The sequence below is a fragment of the Labedella populi genome, assembly GCF_004078655.1.
GTDB classification, from domain to species: Bacteria; Actinomycetota; Actinomycetes; order Actinomycetales; family Microbacteriaceae; genus Labedella; species Labedella populi.
The window spans coordinates 85,052-108,768 of record NZ_RZNC01000008.1 but is presented as its reverse complement, the minus strand read 5'-3'; the positions used below and the strand labels follow the sequence as shown (position 1 = coordinate 108,768).

Annotated in this window: 19 protein-coding genes; 10 read left to right on the top strand and 9 right to left on the bottom strand. The window is 70.0% G+C overall.

Translation table 11 applies throughout. The annotated features are described in order from the left end of the window. Positions 1–45 precede the first annotated feature (45 nt). Positions 46–1,341 (bottom strand): tyrosine--tRNA ligase, encoded by a 1,296-nt coding sequence (gene tyrS, locus ELQ92_RS15640; RefSeq protein ID WP_128500242.1) that lies wholly within the window; start codon positions 1,339–1,341, stop codon positions 46–48. A gap of 97 nt (positions 1,342–1,438) precedes the next feature. Here tyrS and ELQ92_RS15635 point away from each other — a divergent pair, with 97 nt between their 5' ends. Continuing rightward, complete coding sequence (locus ELQ92_RS15635) at positions 1,439–2,080, top strand: DNA-binding protein (RefSeq protein ID WP_128495804.1); 642 nt, start codon at positions 1,439–1,441, stop codon at positions 2,078–2,080. Between the two features lie 3 nt (positions 2,081–2,083). Beyond that, entirely contained in the window at positions 2,084–2,668 is a 585-nt protein-coding gene (locus tag ELQ92_RS15630; RefSeq protein ID WP_128495805.1) for a hypothetical protein, read from the top strand. A gap of 14 nt (positions 2,669–2,682) precedes the next feature. On the opposite strand, the gene ELQ92_RS15625 is transcribed toward ELQ92_RS15630, so the two are convergent. From ELQ92_RS15625 to argC, 7 genes are read right to left on the bottom strand one after another with little or no spacing between them, the layout of a single operon-like run. After that, positions 2,683–3,363, bottom strand: a complete 681-nt coding sequence (locus tag ELQ92_RS15625) for a DNA-3-methyladenine glycosylase (RefSeq protein WP_128500241.1) — start codon at positions 3,361–3,363, stop codon at positions 2,683–2,685. Continuing rightward, positions 3,360–4,796, bottom strand: coding sequence for an argininosuccinate lyase (gene argH / locus ELQ92_RS15620; protein WP_128500240.1), 1,437 nt, complete (start codon positions 4,794–4,796; stop codon positions 3,360–3,362). Before argH ends, ELQ92_RS15625 begins: the two co-directional genes overlap by 4 nt. Positions 4,797–4,855: 59 nt before the next feature. Next, on the bottom strand, positions 4,856–5,779 hold the full coding sequence (gene argF / locus ELQ92_RS15615) for an ornithine carbamoyltransferase (protein ID WP_128500239.1): 924 nt from the start codon (positions 5,777–5,779) through the stop codon (positions 4,856–4,858). Between the two features lie 20 nt (positions 5,780–5,799). Beyond that, positions 5,800–6,984, bottom strand: a complete 1,185-nt coding sequence (locus ELQ92_RS15610; RefSeq protein ID WP_128495809.1) for an acetylornithine transaminase — start codon at positions 6,982–6,984, stop codon at positions 5,800–5,802. Beyond that, complete coding sequence (gene argB, locus ELQ92_RS15605) at positions 6,981–7,892, bottom strand: acetylglutamate kinase (protein ID WP_128495810.1); 912 nt, start codon at positions 7,890–7,892, stop codon at positions 6,981–6,983. Before argB ends, ELQ92_RS15610 begins: the two co-directional genes overlap by 4 nt. Continuing rightward, the gene (gene argJ / locus ELQ92_RS15600) at positions 7,892–9,043 is read right to left on the bottom strand and encodes a bifunctional glutamate N-acetyltransferase/amino-acid acetyltransferase ArgJ (protein ID WP_128495811.1); all 1,152 of its coding nucleotides are present in this window, start codon (positions 9,041–9,043) and stop codon (positions 7,892–7,894) included. Before argJ ends, argB begins: the two co-directional genes overlap by 1 nt. Beyond that, positions 9,040–10,086: an N-acetyl-gamma-glutamyl-phosphate reductase gene (gene argC, locus ELQ92_RS15595; protein WP_128500238.1), complete on the bottom strand. Its 1,047-nt coding sequence runs from the start codon at positions 10,084–10,086 to the stop codon at positions 9,040–9,042. The genes argJ and argC overlap by 4 nt, the downstream gene beginning before the upstream one ends. A 383-nt stretch (positions 10,087–10,469) precedes the next feature. Here argC and ELQ92_RS15590 point away from each other — a divergent pair, with 383 nt between their 5' ends. The 8 genes from ELQ92_RS15590 (at position 10,470) to ELQ92_RS15555 (ending at position 21,024) form a co-directional block, all read left to right on the top strand. Then, the gene (locus ELQ92_RS15590; protein WP_128495813.1) at positions 10,470–11,813 is read left to right on the top strand and encodes a purine-cytosine permease family protein; all 1,344 of its coding nucleotides are present in this window, start codon (positions 10,470–10,472) and stop codon (positions 11,811–11,813) included. A 43-nt stretch (positions 11,814–11,856) separates the two neighbouring features. Continuing rightward, positions 11,857–13,410: a hydantoinase/oxoprolinase N-terminal domain-containing protein gene (locus ELQ92_RS15585; RefSeq protein ID WP_128495814.1), complete on the top strand. Its 1,554-nt coding sequence runs from the start codon at positions 11,857–11,859 to the stop codon at positions 13,408–13,410. Continuing rightward, the gene (locus ELQ92_RS15580) at positions 13,407–14,486 is read left to right on the top strand and encodes a DUF917 domain-containing protein (RefSeq protein ID WP_128500237.1); all 1,080 of its coding nucleotides are present in this window, start codon (positions 13,407–13,409) and stop codon (positions 14,484–14,486) included. Before ELQ92_RS15585 ends, ELQ92_RS15580 begins: the two co-directional genes overlap by 4 nt. Beyond that, entirely contained in the window at positions 14,483–15,586 is a 1,104-nt protein-coding gene (locus tag ELQ92_RS15575; protein WP_128495816.1) for a DUF917 domain-containing protein, read from the top strand. Before ELQ92_RS15580 ends, ELQ92_RS15575 begins: the two co-directional genes overlap by 4 nt. A gap of 3 nt (positions 15,587–15,589) precedes the next feature. Continuing rightward, positions 15,590–16,666, top strand: coding sequence for a DUF917 domain-containing protein (locus tag ELQ92_RS15570; protein ID WP_243695074.1), 1,077 nt, complete (start codon positions 15,590–15,592; stop codon positions 16,664–16,666). Then, positions 16,663–18,216: a PucR family transcriptional regulator gene (locus ELQ92_RS15565; protein ID WP_128500236.1), complete on the top strand. Its 1,554-nt coding sequence runs from the start codon at positions 16,663–16,665 to the stop codon at positions 18,214–18,216. Before ELQ92_RS15570 ends, ELQ92_RS15565 begins: the two co-directional genes overlap by 4 nt. 61 nt (positions 18,217–18,277) lie before the next feature. After that, positions 18,278–19,312 carry a zinc-dependent alcohol dehydrogenase family protein gene (locus ELQ92_RS15560; protein WP_128495818.1) on the top strand — a complete coding sequence of 345 codons (1,035 nt, stop codon included), beginning with the start codon at positions 18,278–18,280 and terminating at the stop codon, positions 19,310–19,312. Between the two features lie 158 nt (positions 19,313–19,470). Further along, positions 19,471–21,024, top strand: a complete 1,554-nt coding sequence (locus ELQ92_RS15555) for a helix-turn-helix domain-containing protein (RefSeq protein WP_128500235.1) — start codon at positions 19,471–19,473, stop codon at positions 21,022–21,024. A gap of 163 nt (positions 21,025–21,187) precedes the next feature. Here ELQ92_RS15555 and pheT read toward each other — a convergent pair whose 3' ends face one another. Then, complete coding sequence (gene pheT, locus ELQ92_RS15550) at positions 21,188–23,716, bottom strand: phenylalanine--tRNA ligase subunit beta (RefSeq protein WP_128500234.1); 2,529 nt, start codon at positions 23,714–23,716, stop codon at positions 21,188–21,190. Position 23,717 lies beyond the last annotated feature (1 nt).

Below are 23,717 nucleotides of genomic sequence, written 5' to 3'. Positions count from 1 at the left end.
TTGCGTACGCAAATGGGCGAAGGGGGTGGCGCGGGGTGAGAGCGGTCAGGCGGTGAAGACGCCCGCGAGGGTGCGCTTTCCGCGACGCAAGACCGCGACGCCGCCCGGGAGTGTCGGCTCGAACGTCGCGTTCTCGTCGGCGATCTTCTCGTTGTCGACGTACACGCCGCCCTGCGCGAGGGCACGCCGAGCTTCGCTGAGACTCGAGACGAGTCTCGTCTCGACGAGGAGCGGCAGCAGCGGAGCGCCCGGCGCCGCCGAGACGTGCGGCAGCTCGGTGAGGGCGGCGCGGAGCGTCCCCTCGTCGAGCGCCGAGAGGTCGCCGTTGCCGAAGAGCGCGGCGGACGCGTCGATCGCGGCGCGCGCCGCCTCCTCGCCGTGCACGAGGGTCGTCACCTCGAGCGCGAGTCGCTTCTGCGCCTCACGCCGGAACGGTTCGTCCGACGCGAGCCGCTCGTAGCCCTCGATCTCCTCACGGGTGAGGAAGGTGAAGACCTTGAGGCGCGCGATCACGTCGGCGTCCTCCGTGTTGATCCAGAACTGGTAGAACGCGTACGGCGACGTCATCTCCGGGTTCAGCCAGACGGCGTTGCCCTCGCTCTTGCCGAACTTCGTGCCGTCCGAGTTCGTGATGAGCGGCGTCCCGATCGCGTGGGTGTCGGCGCGCTCCACCCGGTGGATGAGGTCGACGCCGCTCGTGAGGTTGCCCCACTGGTCGCTTCCGCCCGTCTGGAGCACACACCCGTACGAGCGGTAGAGCTCGAGGAAGTCCATCCCCTGGAGGATCTGGTAGCTGAATTCGGTGTAGCTGATACCGGCATCCGAGTTGAGCCGGGCGCTCACGGCGTCCTTCTTGAGCATCGTGCCGACGCGGAAGTGCTTGCCGATCTCGCGGAGGAAGTCGATCGCGGTGAGCGGCGCCGTCCAGTCGAGGTTGTTGACCATCGTCGCGGCGTTGTCGCCCTCGAAGCTCAAGAAGTTCTCGACCTGCGCGCGCAGGTTCGCGACCCACTCGTTCACGGTCTCGGGCGAGTTGAGCGTGCGCTCCGCGGTGGGGCGCGGGTCGCCGATGAGGCCCGTCGATCCCCCGACGAGTCCGAGCGGCCGGTGCCCGGCGAGCTGGAGTCGGCGCATGACGAGCAACTGCACGAGGTTGCCGAGGTGCAGGCTCGGAGCGGTGGGGTCGAACCCGCAGTAATACGTGATCGGATCCCCGCCGAGAAGCGCTTTGAGGGCCGAGGCATCGGTGGACACGTGCACGAGCCCACGCCAGACGAGCTCGTCCCAGACGTCCTCGAAGGAGGCGTCGTTCTGTTGGGTCGGGAGAACGGGATTGATCACCGGTTCACGATATCAGCGACGTTGCGCTGACCTGATAGTGGACACGCATCAGCCTGCAGGCTAATATCGGGCAGATATTAGCCGGGAGTGTGAAGCTATGTTCGTCATCACCGCCGACCAGGTCGACAGCCGCTCGACCGACGACGCCGCCGCCGGCGCGCTGCGCGACATCGGCGCGGAGTTCGGCGACCGGCTCCGCCTCCCCCCGGACCGCACGGCCGGCGACGAGATCCAAGCGCTCACGGGCAGCGCCGACACCGCGTACCGGCTGGTGCTCCGACTGACGCGCGACGGCCGTTGGAGCGTCGGACTCGGCGTCGGCACCATCCGCGAGCCCCTCGGCGACTCCACCCGCGCGTCGACCGGGAACGCCTTCTTCGCCGCTCGTACCGCCATCGACGCCGCGAAGAGAACACCCGCCCGGTTCGCATTGCGCGCGGAGCCGCCCACGGACGAGTCCCGCGACCGCTCGACGAACACGGCTCTCGGCGCCGACGGCATCGAGGCCCTCATCGCGCTCGTGCTCGCGCTCCGCGAGAAGCGGACCGACAAGGGCTGGGAGGTCCACGACCTCCTCGACGCCGGCTCGACGCAATCGGAGGCCGCCCGCACCCTCGGCATCACGCAGGGTGCCGTCAGCATGCGCGCGCGCACCGGCTCGAGCCGCGAGGAGTTCGCCGCGTCGGAGGCGATCGTTAGGCTGCTCGAGAACCTGCACACGACCACGACGGACGGATGAGCGATGGACCTCTTCGACAGTTCTCTCGGCACCGTCCTCTACTGGATCGCGACCGTCGGGTTCGCGGCCGCCGCCCTCGGAGCCACCGTTCTCACGACCGTGCTCCGCCGCCCGCCCCTCATCACGGTTGCGGCCGTGATGCTCGGCGTCGGGATCCTCACCGTCGCACTCCCCACGCCGGAGCCGCCCCTCATCGTCGCGCTCCTGATCGGCGTCACGGCGTTCGCCCTCGCCGTGCTCGGCGGTTCCCCGGCGGCATCCTTCGCGCTCGATCTCGCGACCCACGGCAGCGTCAGTCCCGGGGCGCACGGGGGCATCATCGTCGACCGGGGCGGCCCCAATGCGACGGCCCCGCGTGAGGTGCTCCGCGGCGGTCTCGCGATCGGTTACCTCGAGCGCGCGGCCATCGCCGGCGCCCTCATCGCGGGCTACCCCGAGGCCATCGCGATCGTGGTGGCCGTCAAGGGCGTGGGCCGGTTCACCGAGCTCGCCGAAGCCGAGACCCGGGAGCGTTTCATGATCGGCACCCTGGCGAGCATGGTGTGGGCCGCGGCCTCGGCAGCCCTCTTCGTCTTCGCCATCACCTGAAAGCCCCGAAAGCGCTACACCCGTCCGAGGGCGCCAGTTCCATCTACCGCCCTCGGCACCGAACTACCGCCGTCGTCGGCACCCATCGTCGGGTGGCGCCGGTACGGGGACACGCTCGGGTCACCCAGGACCCAGAAGCGCCAGGGGAACGCGTCTCCCCCACCCGGTCCGCTCACGCCGGTCCTCGGTCCGCTGCCGATCAGGGCACGGTCGAGCGGAGTCCCGATCCGCATCTCGAGTTCGTAGGGGTCGGCGTCGAGAGCGGCACCGTCGTCGGCGAGCGGGATTCCGAGCGCCGACGCGAGTCGAGCGGGTCCGCGCGCGAGATCCCGGTCGGCCCGCGCAGCGGGGCGTCGAGTGCGCGCGATGTCGACACCCTCGACGACCTCACCGGCCCGGAGCAGCACCGCCGACGCGGTCCCCTCCGGTGAGCACACGACGTTCGTGCACACGTGCATTCCGTAGGTGAAGTACGCGTAGAGCCGCCCGGGTGGACCGAACATCGTCGCGTTCCGCGGCGATCGCCGCCGGAACGCATGCGACCCCGGGTCCTCCCCGACACCGAGGTACGCCTCGACCTCGGTGATTCGCACCCCGACGGTGCCGTGCTCGTCGGTGCGTCGCAGCACGGCACCGAGCAGGAGCGGGGCGACCTCCACTGCGGATGCGGCGAACACCCGCTCCAGCTCCGTCATGGCGTGGGCGTGGCGCCCAACGCTGCAGCGAGAGCGGCGACGCGCTCGGTGAGCTCCGACCGCTGCTCGGCGACCCGGGTGGGCGCGGTTCCGCCGGTGCCGTTGCGCGACGCGATCGACCCGGCGACCGTGAGCACGTCGCGCACGTCGGCCGTCAGTTGCGGCGAGATCGCGGCGTACTGCTCGTCGCTCGGTTCGTCGAGGTCGAGCCCGTGCTCCTCGCAGAAGCGGACGAGCGCACCGGAGATCTCATGCGCGTCCCGGAAGGCCACTCCCTTCCGCACGAGCCACTCGGCCACGTCCGTCGCGAGCGAGAAGCCCTGCGGCGCGAGCTCGGCCATGCGCTCGGTGTCGAAGCGCAGAGTCGCGACCATTCCCGTGAACGCCGGGAGCAGCACCTCGAGCGTCTCGACGGAGTCGAAGACGGGCTCCTTGTCCTCCTGCAGATCCCGGTTGTACGCGAGCGGCAGGCCCTTGAGGGTCGCGAGCAGTCCCGTGAGGTTGCCGATGAGTCGGCCCGACTTGCCGCGAGCGAGTTCCGCGATGTCCGGGTTCTTCTTCTGCGGCATGATGCTGGACCCCGTCGAGTAGCCGTCGTCGAGGGTGACGAATCCGAACTCGCGCGTGTTCCACACGATGATCTCCTCGGCGAACCGCGAGAGGTCGACACCGATCATCGCCGTGATGAAGGCGAACTCTGCGACGATGTCGCGCGACGCCGTGGCGTCGATCGAGTTCTCCGTCGGACGCTCGAAACCGAGCTCGGTCGCGATGAGCTGGGGATCGAGGCCGAGGGAGCTTCCGGCGAGCGCCCCCGCCCCGTAGGGCGACGCGGACGCGCGGACGCGCCAGTCGCGGAGCCGCTCGAGGTCGCGGACGAGGGGCCACGCGTGTGCGAGCAGGTGGTGGGCGAGCAGCACGGGCTGGGCGTGCTGGAGGTGGGTACGGCCGGGCATGACGGCCGTCGCATGGTCTTCGGCCTGCACGGCGATCGCGTCGAGGAGGCGGACGAGATCGTGACCGATCACGCGGGCGTGGTCGAGGAGGTACAGCCGCACGAGCGTCGCGATCTGATCGTTGCGGCTGCGTCCGGCGCGGAGCTTCCCGCCGAGCGCCGTCCCCGCGATCGTCATGAGTCCGCGCTCGAGGGCCGAGTGCACGTCCTCGTCGTCCTCATCCGCCGTGAACTCCCCGGACTCGACCGCGGCCTCGAGCCTGTCCAGCGCCTCGGTCATCCGCTCGAGCTCGTCGGCCGTGAGGTAGCCGGCCGCCGCGAGCCCCTTCGCGTGCGCCCGCGAACCGGCGATGTCGTATGGCGCGAGAGCGAAATCGAACTGGGTCGACTTGCTCAGACGCGCGAGTTCCGGCGACGGCCCGCTCGCGAATCGCCCGCCCCAGAGGGCCCCCGCCTCGCTCGCCCGGTTGTCCGCCATGTGTTCTCCCTGCTTCGTCGTCGCGTGTTCGATGCGTGTTCGGTGAGCGCTCGCGCGCGTCAGGCCTGCTCGAGAAGCCAGACGAGCAGCGCCTTCTGCGCGTGCAGCCGGTTCTCCGCCTCGTCCCAGATGATGCTCTGCGGCCCGTCGATGACGTCCTCGGTGACCTCGAAACCGCGATCGGCCGGCAAGCAGTGCATGAACACCGCGTCGGGTTTGGCGAGGGCCATGAGGTCGGCGTCGACGCGATAGGCGGCGAGTGAGGTGAGGCGCCTCGCCTTCTCCTCCTCTTTGCCCATCGAGACCCACGTGTCGGTGACGACGACGTCGGACCCGGTGACGGCCTCGTTCGGGTCGGTGTAGAGGGTGACCGTTCCGGCGGTCTCCCGCGCGCGACGCACGGCGTCCTCCACGACCTGCTGGTTGGGTGCGTAGCCCTCCGGTGAAGCCACCCGGACGTGCATCCCGGCAGTGGCACCGGCGAGCAGGTAGGACTGCGCCATGTTGCTTGCACCGTCGCCGATGAAGGTGAGCGTCTGCCCGGGGAGCGAACCTCGGTGCTCGCGGATCGTCAGCAGGTCGGCGAGCAGCTGGCACGGGTGGAAATCGTCGGAGAGCGCGTTGACGACCGGCACGGTCGTCCTCGCGGCCATCTCCTCGAGACCGGCCTGCGCGTAGGTGCGCCAGACGATGGCGGCGACCTGCCGCTCGAGCACGCGAGCGGTGTCGGCGGCCGTCTCCTTGCCGCCGAGCTGGCTGCTCGCGGTCGAGATGATGAGAGGCACGCCGCCGAGGTCGGCGATGCCGACCGCGAACGACACGCGCGTGCGCGTCGACGACTTGTCGAAGATGACGGCGACGGTCTGCGGGCCCTCGAGCGGCTTGACCGAGAAGCGGTCCTTTTTCAGCTCGATCGCGAGATCGATGATGGCGCTCTGTTCGGCCTGGGAGAGGTCGTCGTCGCGGAGGAAGTGACGGGTCACGGGGCTGCTTTCGGTGGGAGTCAGGCGGCGGCGGCGAGCGCGGCGCGGAAGCGGGAGTCGAACTCGGCGAGTTCGGCCTCGCCGATGATGAGCGGAGGTGCGAGCCGGATGCTTCGGTCGTTCGGCGCGTTGATGACGAGCCCGAGCTCGAGAGCGGCTCGCACGACGGCGGGGGCGACGGGCTTCGCGAGTCCGATGCCGACGAGGAGACCGGCCCCCCGCGTTTCGAGGATCAGGGGCGAATCGATCGCGGCGATGAGCGCGCGTAGCTGCTCGCCGCGCACGCGCGCGTTCTCGACGAGTCCCGCGTCCTCGATCTCACCGAGCACGGCGTTGGCTGTAGCGGTCGCGAGCGGGTTGCCCCCGAACGTGCTGCCGTGCTGGCCGGGAGAGAACAGCTCGGAGGCGTGACCGAACGTCACGAGGGCGCCGATGGGCACGCCCCCTCCGATGCCCTTCGCGAGCGTGATCGCGTCCGGCACGATCCCCGCCCGCTGGAACCCGAACCAGGAGCCGGTGCGCCCGGCCCCCGTCTGGATCTCGTCGACGATGAGCAGGGCGCCGTGCTCGGCGGTCAGACGGCGTGCCGCCTCGAGGAATCCGTCCGGCAGGTCGACGACGCCGGCCTCCCCCTTGATGGGCTCGACGAAGAGTGCGGCGACGGAGTCGTCGATCGCGTTCTCGAGCGCCTCGATCGTCGACTCGATGTATTCGACGTTGCCCGGCAGCGGTTCGAAACCCGCGTGGAGCGCGGGCTTGCCCGTGAGCGCAAGCGAGCCCATCGTCCGGCCGTGGAAGGAGTTCTCGAGCGAGAGGATCTTGTACTTCGTGCCGTGCGGGCCCTTGTTCAGGCGCGCGAGCTTGAAAGCCGCCTCGTTCGCCTCGGTCCCGGAATTGCAGAAGTAGGCACGACCGGACTCTCCGGCACCCGTGAGGCGCTTGAGGCGTTCGGCCAGCTCGAGCTGCGGGGGCGTGGAGAAGTAGTTCGAGACATGGATGAGGGTGGCCGCTTGCCGCGAGATCGCCTCCACCATCACCGGGTGAGCGTGACCGAGCGCGTTGACCGCGATACCGCCGAGGAAGTCGAGGTAACGCTTCCCCGCGCCGTCCTCGACCCAACAGCCCTCACCGCGGACGAAGAGCGCTTGCGTCATGGCGAAGGTCCGCATCATGTCCGTCTCGACGCGTTGCTTCCACTCGTTCATGACAGGCCTTTCACGACTTCGGTTCCGATTCCCTTGTTGGTGAACACCTCGAGCAGAGTCGAGTGCGGGAGGCGCCCGTCGATGATCGCGGCGTTCTCCACTCCCCCGTCGACGGCCTCGAGGCACGCCGTCATCTTCGGGATCATGCCCGATTCGAGGCGCGGCAGCAGGGCACGGAGTTCCTCTGCGTCGATCGTCGACACGAGGGACTCGCGGTTCGGCCAATCGCTGTAGAGACCGGCGACATCGGTGAGCACGATGAGCTTGCGTGCGCCGAGGGCGACCGCGAGCGCCGAGGCCGCCGCGTCGGCGTTCACGTTGAGGAAGGCACCCGGGCGATCTTCGTCGGGGGCGATGGAGGAGATGACGGGCATCCTCCCCGAATCGAGCACGTCGACGACGCCGCGCGTGTTGACGGCGACGACGTCGCCGACGTGGCCGAGGTCGACCATCGCGCCGTCGACCATCGCGCCGCGTCGCCGTCCGCCGAAGAGCTCGCCGTCCTGCCCGTCGAGACCGACGGCGAGGTCGCCGTGCGCGTTGATGAGGTCGACGAGGTCGCGGTTGACCTCGTCGCGGAGCACGTCGCGGACGACCGTGATGGCCTCCGTGGTCGTGACCCGGTACCCGCCCTTGAACTCGCTCTCGATGCCGAGTTCCTTGAGGCGCGCCGAGATCTGGGGCCCGCCGCCATGCACGACGACGGGACGCAGCCCCGCGAGCCGCAGAAACACCATGTCCTCAGCGAAGGTGGCCTTGAGCTGGTCGGAGACCATGGCGTTCCCGCCGAACTTCACGACGACGGTCGCGCCCGAGTAGTGGGCGAGCCACGGGAGCGCGTCGATGAGGACCTCGGCCTTCGCGATCGCCTCGGCCTGGGAGATGGGGGTGTGATCGATCGTCGACATCAGCTGGAGTACGCGCTGTTCTCGTGCACGTAGTCGTGCGTGAGGTCATTGGTAAGAATGGTCGCGGACGCGTCGCCCTCCTTCAGATCGATGAGCACGTCGACCGCCCGGTCCGTGAGATCCACGAGGTCGCGCGGCTGGTCGGGGCCGCCGTTCGAGCACACCATGACGCCGTTCATCGACACGTCCACGACGTAGGGGTCGAACGCGGCCGCCGTCGTCCCGATCGCGGCGAGCACGCGACCCCAGTTGGGGTCGTTGCCGAAGACCGCGGCCTTGAAGAGGTTGTTGCGTGCGACCGAGCGGCCCACCTCGACGGCGTCGTCCTCCGTCGCCGCCCCGACGACGCGGATCGCGATGTCGTGGCTCGCTCCCTCGGCGTCGCCCTGAAGCTGCTCGGCGAGGTCGAGGCACAGCTCGGTGAGCGCGGCGACGAACGCCGACGGCGTCGGCGAGACGCCGGACGCGCCCGAGGCGAACAGCGTGACCTGATCATTGGTCGACATGCAGCCGTCGGAGTCGAGGCGGTCGAACGAGACCCGCGTCGCGCTCCTCAGGTGCGCGTCGAGTTCGTTGGAGGAGACCACCGCGTCGGTCGTGATGACGACGAGCATCGTCGCGAGGCCCGGGGCCAGCATGCCGGCACCCTTCGCCATGCCCCCGATCGTCCAGCCCTCGAGCGAGCGCACGGCGGTCTTCGGCTTCGAGTCGGTCGTCATGATCGCGCGGGCCGCGGCGTCGCCACCATCGGTGCCGAGCGCCTCGGCCGCCGCCGAGACTCCGGCGAGGAGCTTGTCACGGTCGAGCTGGTCGCCGATGAGGCCGGTCGAGCAGACGAGGACATCGCCCGCCGAGAGGGAGAGCGACTCGGCGACGGCCTCCGCCGTCGCGTGCGTCGTCTGGAAGCCCTGCGCGCCCGTGAAGCAGTTCGCGCCACCCGAGTTGAGCACGATCGCGTTCGCGACACCGTCCGCGATGACCTGCTGCGACCAGATGATGGGGTTCGCCTTGGCGCGGTTGCTCGTGAACACGGCCGCCGCGTTCTGCAACGGTCCGCGGTTCACGACGAGCGCGAGGTCCTCGGCCCCGGAGCTCTTGAGTCCGGCCGCGACTCCCGCCGCCTCGAATCCTGCTGCTGCGGTCACGCTCACGGTGCCACTCCGTTCACACTGAGTCCGGTCGACTCGTCGATGCCGAGGGCGATGTTCGCGGACTGGATCGCCGCTCCCGCCGTGCCCTTGGTCAGGTTGTCCACGGCGGCCACGACGACGACGCGCCCCGCTGCCTCGTCGACCGCGAGGCCGAGGAGGGCGACGTTCCCCCCGAGGACGTCCGCCGTGCGCGGGAATTCTCCTTCGGGGAGCAGTTCGACGAAGCGCTCTCCGGCGTAGGTGTTCTCCCACGCCGCTCGCACCTCTGCGGCGCTCGTCCCGGGCACGATCCGCGCGGTCGACGTCGCGAGGATGCCGCGCGACATCGGCACGAGGACCGGCGTGAACGAGATGCTCACGTCGGCGGCGCCCGCCGCGCGCAGACTCTGTGCGATCTCCGGGATGTGGCGGTGCGTGCCGCCGACCGCGTAGGGGTTCGCACTTCCGAGGATCTCGCTCGCGAGCAGGTTGAGCTTGAGATTCTTTCCCGCCCCGGAGGGACCGACCGCGAGGACGGACACGATGTCGGTCGACTCGATGACTCCCGCGGCGATGCCGGGTGCGAGCGACAGGGCGACCGTGGAGGCGTTGCAGCCGGGGGCGGCGATCCGCGTGGCACCGACGAGTCGATCCCGCTGCTTCCGCCCCGCTTCGATGGGGAGTTCCGGCACGCCGTAGTCCCACGCTCCGAAGTACTCGCCGCCGTAGAACGCAGCCCAGTCGTTGTCGTTCACGAGTCGGTGGTCTGCTCCGCAGTCGACGACGAGGGTCGACTCGTCGAGATCGGCCGTGACCGCTCCCGACGCTCCGTGCGGGAGCGCGAGGAACACGACGTCGTGCCCCGCGAGGGTGTCGGGCGTGGTCTCGACGAGCACGCGGTCCGCGAGGGAACGCAAGTGGGGCTGGACGGACCCGAGGCGCTGACCCGCGTTGCTGTGCGCGGTCACGGTGCGGATCTCGAATTCGGGATGGGCGTCGAGCAGTCGGAGCAGCTCGCCCCCCGCATAGCCGGAAGCACCGGCGACGGCCACGGAGTAGGACATGGTTCTACCTTATTGAGTGAGACGAACGGTCGGAGTTCCGGCGACGCGTCTCGGACCCGTTGCGGGTCTCCCGGCGTCGCCTATCGTCGCTCGGCAACAAGGCGTCGACGCAGCGCACGGGCGGAGCCCAGTGCGGGAGTGCTGCGAACGAGGAGAGCCATGAGGGACAGCGTACTACCCGCGCGGCGGCCGTCGCGAATCGTCCGGGGCCGACGGTGAGGCCCATGCAGTCGGTGGCTTTGACGCGGCCCCATCCGGCCACTGTGCGAATCGCACAGCATCACGGCGGATCAGTGCTGTTCGCACATGGCTGGTGGCGAGGTGGCACTCTAGCCTGGGTCCGCGCCACTACGTCCCCTCCCCCCGACCTCGAAGGACCTCTCATGGCCAGCATCGCCCCCGCCGACGATTTCGCGCTCTCCCGCGTCGCGCCCTCAGCCCGCAAGCCCTGGTTCGGCATCGCCGTGCAGCGCTTCGGGCAGGTCTCCGCTCTGTCCCAGTTCCTCCTCGGTGCCACCCTCGGCTACAGCATGACGTTCGGCGAGGCCTTCCTCGCCCTGCTGCTCGGCTCCGTCATCCTCGAGGTCATCATGTGCATCGTCGGAATCATCGGGCAGAAGGAAGGGCTCAACACCGCCCTCCTCGCCCGATGGACCGGATTCGGCGAGGTCGGCGCGAGCCTCGTCGGCCTCGCAATCGGCATCAGCCTCATCGGCTGGTTCGGAATCCAGTCGGCGATCTCCGCCCAGTCCCTCGACGTCCTCATGCCGGGTGTCATGCCGATGTGGGCCTGGAGCCTGCTCTTCGGCCTCGCGGTCACGGCCATCGTGAGCTTCGGCTTCATCGGCATGCAGTGGCTCGCGAACGTCACGGTGCCACTCTTCCTCGTCCTCGTCGGTTGGTCCGTCATCAGCGAGCTGACCCGTCACGACATCGGCGAGCTGCTCACCGGCCCGGCTCCCGGCCCGACGATGAGCGTCTGGGCGGGAACGGGGATCGTGGCCGGCGGCCTCATCGTCGGAGCGATCATCACCGCCGACATGACGCGGTTCAACCGCTCGAAGGCCGACGTCGTGAAGCAGACGGTCGTGGGCGTGACCCTCGGGGAGTTCGTCATCGGCCTCGCCGGTGTCCTGCTCGCGCACGCTGCGGCGACCGGCGACATCGTCGCCATCGTGACGTCGTCCATCGGGTTCATCGGGCTCATCATCGTGATCACCGGCACGCTGAAGATCAACGACTGGAACCTCTACTCGTCGACCCTCGGCCTCGTGAACTTCATCTCGACCGCGTTCGCGAAGAAGCTGAACCGCGTGACGACGACCGTCGTCCTCGGCGTCGTCGGATCGATCCTCGCGGCCGCCGGCATCCTTTCGCAGTTCACCGGCTTCCTCACCATCCTCGGCGTCGCCTTCCCACCGATCGCCGGCATCATGGTCGCCGAATACTTCATCGTGAAGCGCTGGCGGGGTGAGCTGGACGCCTCTCGCGCCGTCGGGCGCCTGCCGGAGACCGCTCCGCGGATCGTGCCCGCGACGATCATCATCTGGCTCGTGTCGGCCGTGGCCGGCTATGTCATCACGTGGGGAATCCCGCCGGTGCTGTCGCTCGTGCTCTCCATGGTCCTCTACGTCGCCGCCGGCAAGCTCGGGCTGGTTCGCGGCGTCGGTCGTGCGGTGACGGCCCAATCCGCCGACGTCGATGCCCCGGCGACCACGACGGTCTGACCCTCACTCGTCCCACCCTCGCACCACTCGGAAAGAGAAAAACATGCACATCGGCATCGACGTCGGCGGAACCAACACCGACGCAGTGCTCATGGACGGCCGGCAGACGCTCGCGGGGGTGAAGAACGCGACGACCCCCGACGTCACCTCCGGCATTGTCCAGGCGATCGAGGGTCTGCGTACCGGCCACTCGTTCGACGGCTCCGACATCAGCGCTGTCATGATCGGCACGACGCACTTCATCAACGCGCTCGTCCAGGCGAAGAGGCTCGCACCGACGGCGGCGCTGCGGCTCGGACTGCCCGCGACCAAGGCGCTCCCTCCCCTCGTGGACTGGCCCGAGACCCTGACGACCGCGATCAGTGCCCGCAGCTACCTCGCGCACGGCGGCTACGAGTTCGACGGCCGGCCGATCTCGCCGCTCGACGCGGACGAGCTGCGCGGGATCGCGGCCGACATGGCCGCGAACGGCGTCCGTTCCGTCGCCATCTCCTCCGTGTTCAGTCCGGTCAACCATGACCTCGAGACGACCGCGGCCGGCATCGTCGCGGAGATCCTCGGGCCGGACGTTGCGATCTCGCTCTCCCACGAGATCGGCCGTATCGGGCTGCTCGAACGGGAGAACGCCACGATCATCAACGCGGCCCTCCGCGAACTCGCGTCCGAGATCGTCGACGGTCTCACCTCCGCCGTGCGTGCTCAGGGCATCACGGCACCCATCTTCCTGAGCCAGAACGACGGGACGCTCATGGATGAGGACTATGTGCGCCTCTACCCGGTCGCGACCTTCGCCTCCGGCCCGACGAACTCGATGCGCGGAGCGGCGCTCACAAGCGGCCTCGAGACGTGCGCTGTCGTCGACATCGGAGGCACGACCGCCGACATCGGTCTGCTTGTGAACGGATTCCCGCGGGAGACGGCGAACGAGGTGAAGGTGGCGGGCGTCCGCACGAACTTCCGAATGCCCGACGTCCTCTCCATCGGCATCGGGGGTGGCAGCGTCGTCGACCTCGACACCGGCGAGGTCGGACCCGAATCCGTGGGCTACCGGCTCACGACCGAGGCGCTCGTGTTCGGCGGCTCGACCCTCACCGCGACGGACATCGCCGTGGCCGCCGGCCGTGCCGATGTCGGAGACCCCACGCGCGTCGCCCACCTCGATCCGGTCTTCGTCACCCGGGTGCTCGACCGGATCGCCGAACGCGTCGCCGAGGCCGTCGACCGCATGCGCACGTCGCCCGAGCCGATCCCCGTCGTCGCGGTCGGCGGCGGCTCGATCCTGCTACCCGACGAGTTGCCCCTGTTCGGAGCGGTGCACCGGCCCGAGAACTACGCGGTGGCGAACGCCATCGGTGCGTCGATCGCCCAGGTCGGCGGTGAGATCGACAAGGTGTACGCCGTGAGGCCCGGAGGCCGCGACGAAACCGTCGCCGGGGTCCGCGCTGAAGCTGTGGACAAGGCCATCGCCGCCGGAGCGACGCCCGGCTCCGTCTCCATCGTCGATTTCGACGAGGTCCCCATCCCCTACCTGCCGGGCAACGCGACGCGCATCCGGGTCAAGGCCGTCGGCGATCTCGACATGGCGGTGTCGTCATGAGCTGGATCCTCACGGCAGATGCCATCGACGGCCTCGCCCGGGGGGCCGCCGTCCTCGGGACGGGCGGCGGCGGCGATCCGTACATCGGGGCGCTGCTCGCACGCCGCGCTGTGGACACCCACGGACCCGTCACGGTCATCGGGCTCGACGAGCTGCCCGACGACGCACTCGTCCTGACCGTCGCGATGATGGGGGCTCCGACCGTCATGGTCGAGAAGCTCCCGAGCCTCGACGAGGTCGTCGCGCCCGTCCGCGCTCTCGGTGCGTCGCTCGGGCGCGCCGTGACCCACGTCGCGTGCGCGGAGATCGGCGGCGTCAACTCGACGATCCCCGTCGCGGCCGCTGCTGCCCTCGGGCTCCCGCTCCTCGACGCCGATGGAATGGGGCGGGCCTTCCCTGAGCTCCAGATGGTGCTCCCCACGCTCTACGACGTGACGGCCTCGCCTCTTGCCTTCGGCGACGAGAAGGGCAACGTCGGAGTGCTCAACACGGTCGACAATCACTGGACGGAGCGCATCGCGCGGGTCGCGTGCGTCGAGATGGGCTGCTCCATCATGATCTCGGGGTTCCCGATGGACGGCAACATCGCGCGCGTCGCCCTCGTGGATGGTTCCCTGAGCCACTGCGTCGCGATCGGCGCCGGCCTCGTCGAGGCGCGCGCCGAGAAGACCGACCCGGTCGCGCGCGTCGTCGAGATCCTCCGGGGGCGCGAGTTCTTCGCCGGCAAGGTCGTCGACGTCGAGCGTGCGACGACGACGGGGTTCGCTCGCGGCCGGGCGACGATCGACGGGACGGACGGATCCCTTACCCTGTCCTTCCAGAACGAGCATCTGATGGCCGAAAGCGACGGGGAGGTGCTCGTGACGACGCCGGACCTCATCATTGTGCTGGATCACGAGTCGGGAGAGCCGATCACGACGGAGGGACTGCGCTACGGCCAGCGCGTCCGCGTCGTGGCCGCTCCGAGCGACCCACGCTGGCACGCCCCGGAGGCACTCGCGATGGTCGGTCCCGGCTACTTCGGTTACGAGACGGCGTCCCGCCGGTTCGACGGGACTCGGGAGCCGGTGCTGTGAGCTGGACACTGACCGCCGCGGACCTCCCCGACCTCGCTCGCGGCGCCACGCTGCTCGGCACGGGCGGGGGCGGCGACCCCTACATCGGGACGAAGCTCGTCGAGCGTGTGCTCGGCGACGGCGCCATCACGATTCTCGATCCCGACGAACTTCCCGACGATCTGTTCGTGATCCCCACCGCGCAGATGGGCGCTCCGACCGTCATGATCGAGAAGATCCCGGCGGGGACGGAGCCAACGCTGGCGCTTCGCACCCTTGAGAAGCACATCGGGCGCCGTGCCGACGCCACCATGCCCATCGAGTGCGGCGGCATCAACTCGATGATCCCGCTCATCGTCGCCGCGGAGACGGGCCTGCCCGTCGTCGACGCCGACGGGATGGGGCGGGCTTTCCCCGAGCTGTCGATGGAGACCTTCGCCGTCTACGGCGTGCACGGCTCGCCGCTCGCGTTGAGCGGCGAGCGCGGCGAGACGGTCGTCATCGACACCGGCGACGACGACCGGCAGATGGAATGGCTCGCGCGCGGCGTCACCATTCGGCTCGGCGGGGTCTCGCACATCGCGGAATACGCCATGACGGGAGCCGACGTGAAGCGCACGGCGGTGCCGAGGACCCTGTCGATGGCCCTCGCGCTCGGCCGCGCGATCCGCCGGGCGAGAGACGCCCATACGTCGCCCGTGCAAGCCATCGTCGACACCCTCGCACCGACGCTCTACTCCGAGGTGCGCGAGCTCTTCGTGGGCAAGGTGAGCGACGTCGAGCGGCGTACGACCGAGGGATTCGCGAAGGGGTCGGCCGTGATTGCGTCCCTCGATCCGGGCGATGACGACCATCTCGACATCGCCTTCCAGAACGAGAACCTCGTCGCCCGGCGCGGGGGCGAGGTGGTAGCGATCGTCCCCGACCTCATCTGCGTCGTCGACATGGAGACGTGCGAGCCCGTCACGACGGAGGGCCTGCGCTACGGCCAGCGCGTCCGGGTCCTCGGCATCTCCACCCCGGAGATGATGCGGACGCCGGCGGCGCTTGCGGCCTTCGGCCCGCGGGCCTTCGGCCTCGACGAGCCGTTCATCCCCGTCGAGGCCCGCCAGTACGCTTGACTCATGGTGAGGACGCTCGAACGCCACGAGCTCACGACGCTCGGTCGAGGGTATGGCGTGCTGGGGTCCGGTGGCGGCGGGACGACCACGATGTGGCAACTCATCCTCGCCGAATCGCCGCTCTGGCCGCTCACGGTCTTCGGAGTCGAGGACCTGCCGGACGAGACGCCGTGCGTCGCCGTCGCGTTCGGTGGCTCAACCCTGCTCCTCGGCGAGCGCATCCCCGGTGACGCCCCGTTCGCGCCCCTCGTGGATGCCGCCGAGCGCTGGACAGGCGTGCGGGCGCGCGCCGTGTGCGCCCTCGAGGGCGCCGGCCTGAACGGCCTCAGCCCGTTCTCGCTCGCCGACGAACTCGCCGTCGTCGATGCCGACCTCATGGGAAGGGCCCTCCCCCGTCTCGACCAGCTCACCCTCTTCGTCGACCGCGTGCCGGGGACCGTGACGATCTGTAGCACCGGTGCGGACGGCGTCGTCGTGATCGACACGGCACGCGCCGCGGACGTCGAGAAGCTCGCACGAAGCGCGATCGTGCAGGCCGGCGGGATGTCTGCAGTGCTCGTCGCGGGTTTCACCGTCGGCGATCTGCGTGAGCACGCGGTCACCGGCGGACTCGACCGCGCGATGAGGCTCGGTCGCGCATTCGAGCACGACGGTGCCGCCCCCTCCCTCCCCGAGCTCGCGGACGCACTCGCCGCTCGGCTCCTCGGAGTCGGCCGTGTGATGACCGTCGAGACGACACCGGACGACCCGTTCGCGTCGACGATCGAGATCCGCGCGGATGACGGCGCCCTCCTGCGCGTCATCGCCCGATCCGAGACGCTCGCGTTCATGAGGGACGGCCAGGTCGAGTCGGTCACCCCCGAGATCATCGTGACCGTCGATTCGCTCTCCCGTAGCGTCCTCCAGGTCGACGGCTTCACGATCGGGAGACACGTCGCGATCCTCGCGCTCCCCGCACCCGAGTGGTGGACGCAGACACCGGAACGGCTCGCGACGGTGTCGCCGGCGGCGTACGGCCTGTCCGGGTTGGACGGGCCGTGCGGATCGGACGGGCTGCCCGGGATGGGCGGGACGCCGTGACGTCGGAACTCGATCTCGACGCTCTGCTCGCGCACCCCGGCAGTGGCGGCGTCCGCGTCGTCGCCGGGTCGTCGGCCGCGCCCTGGACGCGCGTCGACGTCGAGGAGTCGGTGGCGGATCTCTCCCGCTCGGTGGCCAGCGCGCTCGCGATCCTCACGACGTCGTGGCCGCCGGCGAGCTGGCAGCAGGACGCGCTCATCCGGCGAGCGCGGGACCTCGGCTACCGCGCGATCGCGCTCCCCGGCGCCGACGCACTCAGGGCAGGAGGCCGGTACCTCGCCGAGCGGCTGGGCGTCGTCCTCCTCGAGACCGACGACCCCATTCGGCTCGCGAAGGCCTGCTGGGAACTGCTCGAGGGCCGTGACGCCCTGACCCTCGGCTACGTCAGGCACGTCGCGCAGTCGATCGAGTATCACGCGACGGGCCTCGCCGATCTCCTCCGCCATCTCTCGGCGAGCGTCGGGCACGGCATCGCGCTGGTCGATGCGGAGCGCGTGATCCTCCAGGCCGGCGGGACGCTCCCCAGGGCAGTGCACGACGCGATCGACTTCGGGCCGTGGCTCGACACCGTATCGGTCGAGGAGGGCGCCGCCTCGTCCGTGCTCGTCGACAGCCCGAGCAGGGCCGGACTCCGGCTCGCGTTCTTCGGCGACGGGCTCAACGCGGCGCAGCTCGGCGCCCTCGCCGTCGCCGCCGAGGTGGCCATGCCGGCCGTCGCCGCCCGCATCCTCATCGACGAAGTCGCTGATGTGAACGACGCCGCAGTGGCCTCCGGGCTCTTGCGCGACTTCGTCGAGCAACGCGACGGTCGCGACGCCGAGCTCGAGCAGCGCATGTTCGATCGGGGCTGGCGTACGACGGGCTTCCATGTCGCCTTCCGCATCATCGGTCGGACCCGCGTCGACACCTTCCAGCTGCTGCGGTTCGTCACCCGCGAGCTCGCCGCCCTCCCCGGGCGTTTCCACGTTGCCACGAGCGGTCGAGGCATCACCGGCTGGGCGAGCTTCACGTCGCCGCCTCCGCCCGGCGTCGTCGAGGACCTCGTAGCGTCGCTCCGAGTGGTGCACGCGTCCACGCGACGGGCCTTCAACGTCGCGACCGGTGTCGGGGCACTCCACAGCGGTTCGCCGGGACTCGTCGCCTCGATCGACGGCGCGACGGACGCCGCGCGCATCGCGGCGACGCGGTCGTCTGCCGGGTGGTTCGTGCGCATCGACACGCTCGGCCTCGAACAGCTCCTGCTGTCCTGGACCGAGAACGACACCTTCATCCCCGCCGCGGCCTCCCTCCTCGGCCCCCTCCTCGACGGTCCGCCAGACCTGCTCGACACCCTGACGGCCTACCTCGACCACGAGTCGGGCATCGCGGCGACGGCCGAGGCGATGGGTCTCCACCGCAACACCGTCTCCACGCGCATCGCGCGATCTCAGGAGATCTTGGGACTCGACCTGTCGGACGCCGAGGTCAGGCTCGCCGTCCACCTCGCGTGCCGAGCCGTTCGGCGCGCCCCCGACCGCACCACCACCCGCCGACATCGGAGCACCTCATGACGCACGGATCCGTCCCCCTCATCGCCGCCACAGGCAGCACCACGACCGCGGGAGCCCTGTCATGAGGGCCATCGTCTACGACGCATTCGGCGGCCCTGTCGAGGTGCGCGACGTCCCCGAGCCGACCGTGCCGGACGGCGGTGTCGTCCTCCGGGTGGGCGCGTCGGGCGTGTGCCGCAGTGACTGGCACTCCTGGGCCCACGGCGACGACATGGTGACCCTCCCGAACGTGCCGGGTCACGAGTTCGTGGGGACGATCACGGCCGTGGGCGCCGGGGTGTCGCGCTGGGCGATCGGCGATCGCGTGACCGCTCCCTTCGTGTGCGGCTGCGGGGTGTGCGAGTGGTGCGAACAGGGCGACGCTCAGATCTGCCCGGACCAGACGCAGCCCGGCTTCACAGGGTGGGGCTCGCACGCGGAGTTCGTCGCGGTGCACGCCGCCGACGCGAACCTCGTCGCGGTACCCGACGCCCTGTCGGACGACGCGGCGGCGAGCCTCGGCTGCCGCTTCGCGACGGCCTTCCGCGCCGTCCGCTCCCGAGCGGACGTGCGGCCCGGCGAGTGGGTCGCGGTGTTCGGAGCCGGCGGCGTCGGTCTCAGCGCCGTCATGATCGCCCGCTCGCTCGGGGCTCGGGTCGTCGTCGTGGACCGCAGCCCCGCGGCACTCCGGCTCGCGACGGGGCTCGGCGCCGACGCCGTGCTCGAGGCCGCTCCCGATGTCGCAGAGACGATCGTCGACCTCACCTCAGGAGGAGCACACGTGTCCATCGACGCCGTCGGTTCGGCGGAGACGAGCACGAGCGGCATCCTGTCGCTCCGGCGCCACGGCCGGCACGTCCAGATCGGCCTCCTCGCGGCGGAGGAGCTGCCACGGCTCCCCCTCGACCGGGTGATCACGTTCGAGCTCTCGGTCCTGGGGAGCCACGGCATGGCCGCACGCGACTACGCCGACATGCTCGCGCTCGTCGCCGACGGCACGCTTCGCCCCCAGGACCTCGTGACGGGCAGCGTCGGCCTCGAGGAGGGGGCGACGCTCCTCCCGCGTACGGACACGATGCCGTCGACGGGCATCACGGTCATCCACCCTGCGGAGTGAACCCGTTCTCACCCGCGGCCGACGAGAGAGAGGACGCCGGCCGCGTGAGGCCCCCAGACGTCACAGCGCGTCGCTTTCGACCCCTCAGCGACACGCCGACGGACCTTTGGCGTCGAATCGTGCGGCAATAATCTCACATGTGAGATACGCTGAAGCACGTGACAGACGTAGACACCCTCCCCACCACCGCAGCCCCTCTCCGTGAAGTCGGAGCCCTCATCCGCGGCGCCCGCCAGGGCAAGGGACTCACACAGTCCCAGCTCGCGGAGCGCGTCGGCACGAGCCAGAGCGCGATCAACCGCATCGAGCAGGGCGGCCAGAACATGAGCCTCGACCTGCTCAGCCGTATCAGCGCAGCCCTCGACAGTGAGATCGTCACCTTCGGTGACTCGCGCAAGAACTCGCACCTGCGGGTGCAGGGCGGAGCGAAGCTCCACGGCAGCATCGAGGTCAAGTCGAGCAAGAACGGCGCCGTCGCCCTCTTGTGCGCCGCGCTCATGAACCGCGGAACGACGCGACTCCACCGTGTCGCGCGCATCGTCGAGGTCGACCGCATCATCGACGTGCTGCGGAGCCTCGGCGTCCAGGTCACGTGGTCGGCCGACGGCAACGACGTCGAGATCAAGGTCCCCGAGACGCTCAAGCTCGACGCGATCGACGAGGAGGCCGGCCGCCGCACGCGCAGCGTGCTGATGTTCCTCGGCCCGCTCCTCGGTCGCTTCACCCAGTTCGAGCTCCCGTACGCGGGCGGATGTGACCTCGGCACCCGCACGGTCGAGCCTCACCTCATCGCCCTGCGACCGTTCGGTCTCGAGGTCGAGGCCGGTGCCGGCTGGTATCACGCGACCGTCTCCCCGAAGTCCGGCGAGCAGATCACCGTGATCCTCACGGAGCGCGGCGACACCGTCACGGAGAACGCGATCATGGCGGCCGCCGTGCGCGACGGCGTCACGGTCATCCGCAACGCGAGCCCCAACTACATGGTCCAGGACCTCTGCTTCTACCTGCAGCTCCTCGGCATCGAGGTCGAGGGCATCGGCTCGACGACCCTCCGCATCACGGGCAAGTCGCGCGTCGAGGCCGACGTCGATTACTGGCCGGGCGAGGACCCGGTGGAGGCGATGAGCCTGCTCACCGCCGGCATCGTCACGAACTCCGAGATCACGGTCACGCGTGTCCCGATCGAGTTCATGGAGATCGAGCTCGCGACCCTCAGCGAGATGGGCCTGAAGTACACCATCACGCCGGAGTATCTCGCGAAGAACGAGCGCACCCGCCTCGTCGACGTGACGGTCCACCCGTCGGAGCTGCGCGCGCCGATCGACAAGATCCACCCGATGCCGTTCCCGGGTCTCAACATCGACAACCTGCCCTTCTTCGCCGTGATCGCGGCGTGCGCGACGGGTGAGACGCTCATCCACGACTGGGTGTACGAGGGCCGGGCGATCCACCTCACCGACCTCACGCGACTCGGGGCCAACGTCAAGCTGCGCGACCCGCACCGTCTCGACATCACGGGCCCGACGCACTGGTCGGGTGCCGAGGTCAGCTGCCCCCCGGCGCTGCGCCCCGCGGTCGTCATCCTGCTCGCGATGCTCGCGGCGAAGGGCACGAGCGTGCTCCGCAACGTCGACATCATCGCGCGCGGTTACGAGCAGCTCCAGGAGCGCCTCATCTCCCTGGGCGCCTCGATCGAGTCCTTCCGCGACTAACCCACAGAGCTACACCCGCACGAGGGCGCCAGGTACACCTGGCGCCCTCGACGCGTATCTGGCGCCCTCGGTGTTCGCGGTGCCGGACCCGCTCATCCGCTGAGAGGACGAGTGAGGGCGTGACCGCAGCTGCGCTCACGCCCTCACTCGTCGTTCCGACGACTTACTCGCGGATCGTCGCGCCGAACCGACTCCCCGCGAGCGCCGCTCCGGCGAGCTTCGCCTCGCTCGCCTCGGCCGCTGTCAGGGTGTGATCGTTCGACCGGAACCGCAGAGCGAACGTGAGGCTCTTCGTCCCCTCCTCGAGTCCCGCACCCCGGTAGTCGTCGACGAGGCGGATGTCCTCGAGCAGGTCCCCGGCGCCTTCCCTCACGGCGGCGAGCACGGCAGCCGCCGCGACGCGCTGCTCGACCACGAGCGACAGATCCTGGGTCGCCGCCGGCATGACGGCGATCGGAGACGCATCGATCGTCGTCGGCGCCGCTGCGATGACGGCGTCGAGGTCGAGCTCGAGCGCGGCGACCGTGCGCGGCAGGTCGGCGTCGAGCGCAACAGCCGGCAAAAGCTCTCCTGCGTAGCCGATCAACGCACCACCGACGCTGAGGACCGCTGTGCGTCCGGGGTGGAACGCGTGGTGGCGGCCCTGCGCGACATCGATCCGCACCCCGGTCGCGAGTGCGATCACCCGGACGGCGGCCAGGACGTCAGCCAGACCGGCCGGAACCGCTGGCTCCCCCGCGCGCTTCGGGAGGCGGTTCCCGAGCGAGACGACACCGACGTGTCGCGGCTGCGGCGGAATTCCGTCCTGCAGTTTCGCGAGCTCCTCGGCGCTCGGACGCCCCACGGCCGACGGCAGGACACGCTGACCGTACGACCGACCGCGTGCGGGACGGAAGACGGTCCCCGCTTCGAAGACGGTGAGGTCGGTGAGCCCACGCGAAGTGTTGCGGCTCGCGACGGCGAGAAGGCCGGGCAGCAGAGAGGTCCGCAGGAACGGCACGGTTGCGTCGAGGGGATTGGCGACGCGCACGGACTCGGGCGTGTCACCGTCCGGCGCGCCGAAGAGCGCATTCTGCTCCGCAGCGACGAACGGGTAGGCGAGGACTTCCGTGGCCCCCCAGGCGGCCAGCGCGTCGGCGACCCGTCGCCGGATCACTTGGGCCGGCGTGAGGCCGCGTCCGGGCGGAGCGACGGGAAGGACCGCGGGGATACGGTCGTAGCCGAGGATCCGGGCGACCTCCTCGGCGAGGTCGGCACGCTCGGTGATATCGGGACGCCACGAGGGCGCCACGACGGAGAGGTCCGGCTCGGAGTCATCGACCGTGCACCCGATCTCGCGCAGAGCGGCGATCGTCTCATCGCGTTCGGCCTCGAAGCCGACGATGCGGGAGACGTAGCCATCGGGCAGCGAGATGCTCGAGGGCTGCTCGGCGTCGTCGATGGCCGTGGTCTCCTCGTCGACACGGCCGCCGGCGAGCTCGACGAGGAGCTCGGCGACGCGATCGGCCGCGTTCGAGGCGACGTTGGGATCCACGCCCCGCTCGAAACGCTTGGACGCCTCGCTCGGCAGCTTGTGCCGACGAGCCGTGCGAGCGATCGAGACCGGATCGAAGCGCGCCGCCTCGATGAGCACGTCCGTCGTCGTCGAGCCGATCTCCGTGCTCGCCCCGCCCATGACACCCGCGAGCCCGATGGGGCCGCTGTCGTCGGTGATGAGCAGATCCTCGGGATCGAGGGCACGGTTCTGCCCGTCGAGCGTCGTGAGGTGTTCCCCCGGTGCAGCCCGACGGACGACGATGCCGCCGCGGAGCGCGCCGAGATCGTAGCCGTGGATCGGCTGACCGAGCTCGAGCATCACATAGTTCGTGATGTCGACGGGCAGGGAGATCGACCGGATGCCCGCGAGGCGCAACCGCGACGACATCCACATCGGGGTCGGCTTCGACACGTCGACCCCGCGCACGGTGCGCGCGACGAAGACGCTCGCACCGGCGCGACCACGGATGGGCGCGGAGTCCTGGATCGAGACCGGGTAGCCGCCCTCCCGTGCCGGCGGGCGCGAGAACGCCTCAGCGGGATCGGTGAAGGCTGCACCCGTCGCGTGGGCGTACTCGCGCGCGACGCCACGGATGGAGAAGGCGTAGCCGCGATCGGGCGTCACGTTGATCTCGACGGCCGAGTCGTCGAGCCCGAGGAGCGCGATCGCGTCGCTCCCGACCTCGGCATCGCCGAGTCCGAGCTCGACGAGTCGGAGGATGCCGTCGTGCTCGTCGCCGAGACCCAGCTCGCGGGACGACGCGATCATGCCGTCGGAGACGTGACCGTAGGTCTTACGAGCCGCGATGGGGAACGGACCGGGGAGCACGGCGCCCGGGAGCGTCACGACGACTTTGTCGCCGACGAGGAAGTTGCCGGCGCCGCACACGATGCCGTGCACGCTCTCGCCGCCGTCGGCCGCCGTCTCGCCCTCGGGCGCGACGCGGACCTGGCACCAGCGAATGGTCTTGCCGTTCTTCTGCGGCTCCTCGACGAAGTCGAGGACCTCGCCGACCACGATCGGTCCGGAGAGCTCGACGCGGTGGATGTCCTCCTCCTCGAGACCGACGCGGACGAGCGCGGCGTGCACGTCCTCCGGCGTCGTGCCGGGCGCGAACTCGACGAACTCCGCGAGCCAACTGAGCGGAATCCTCATC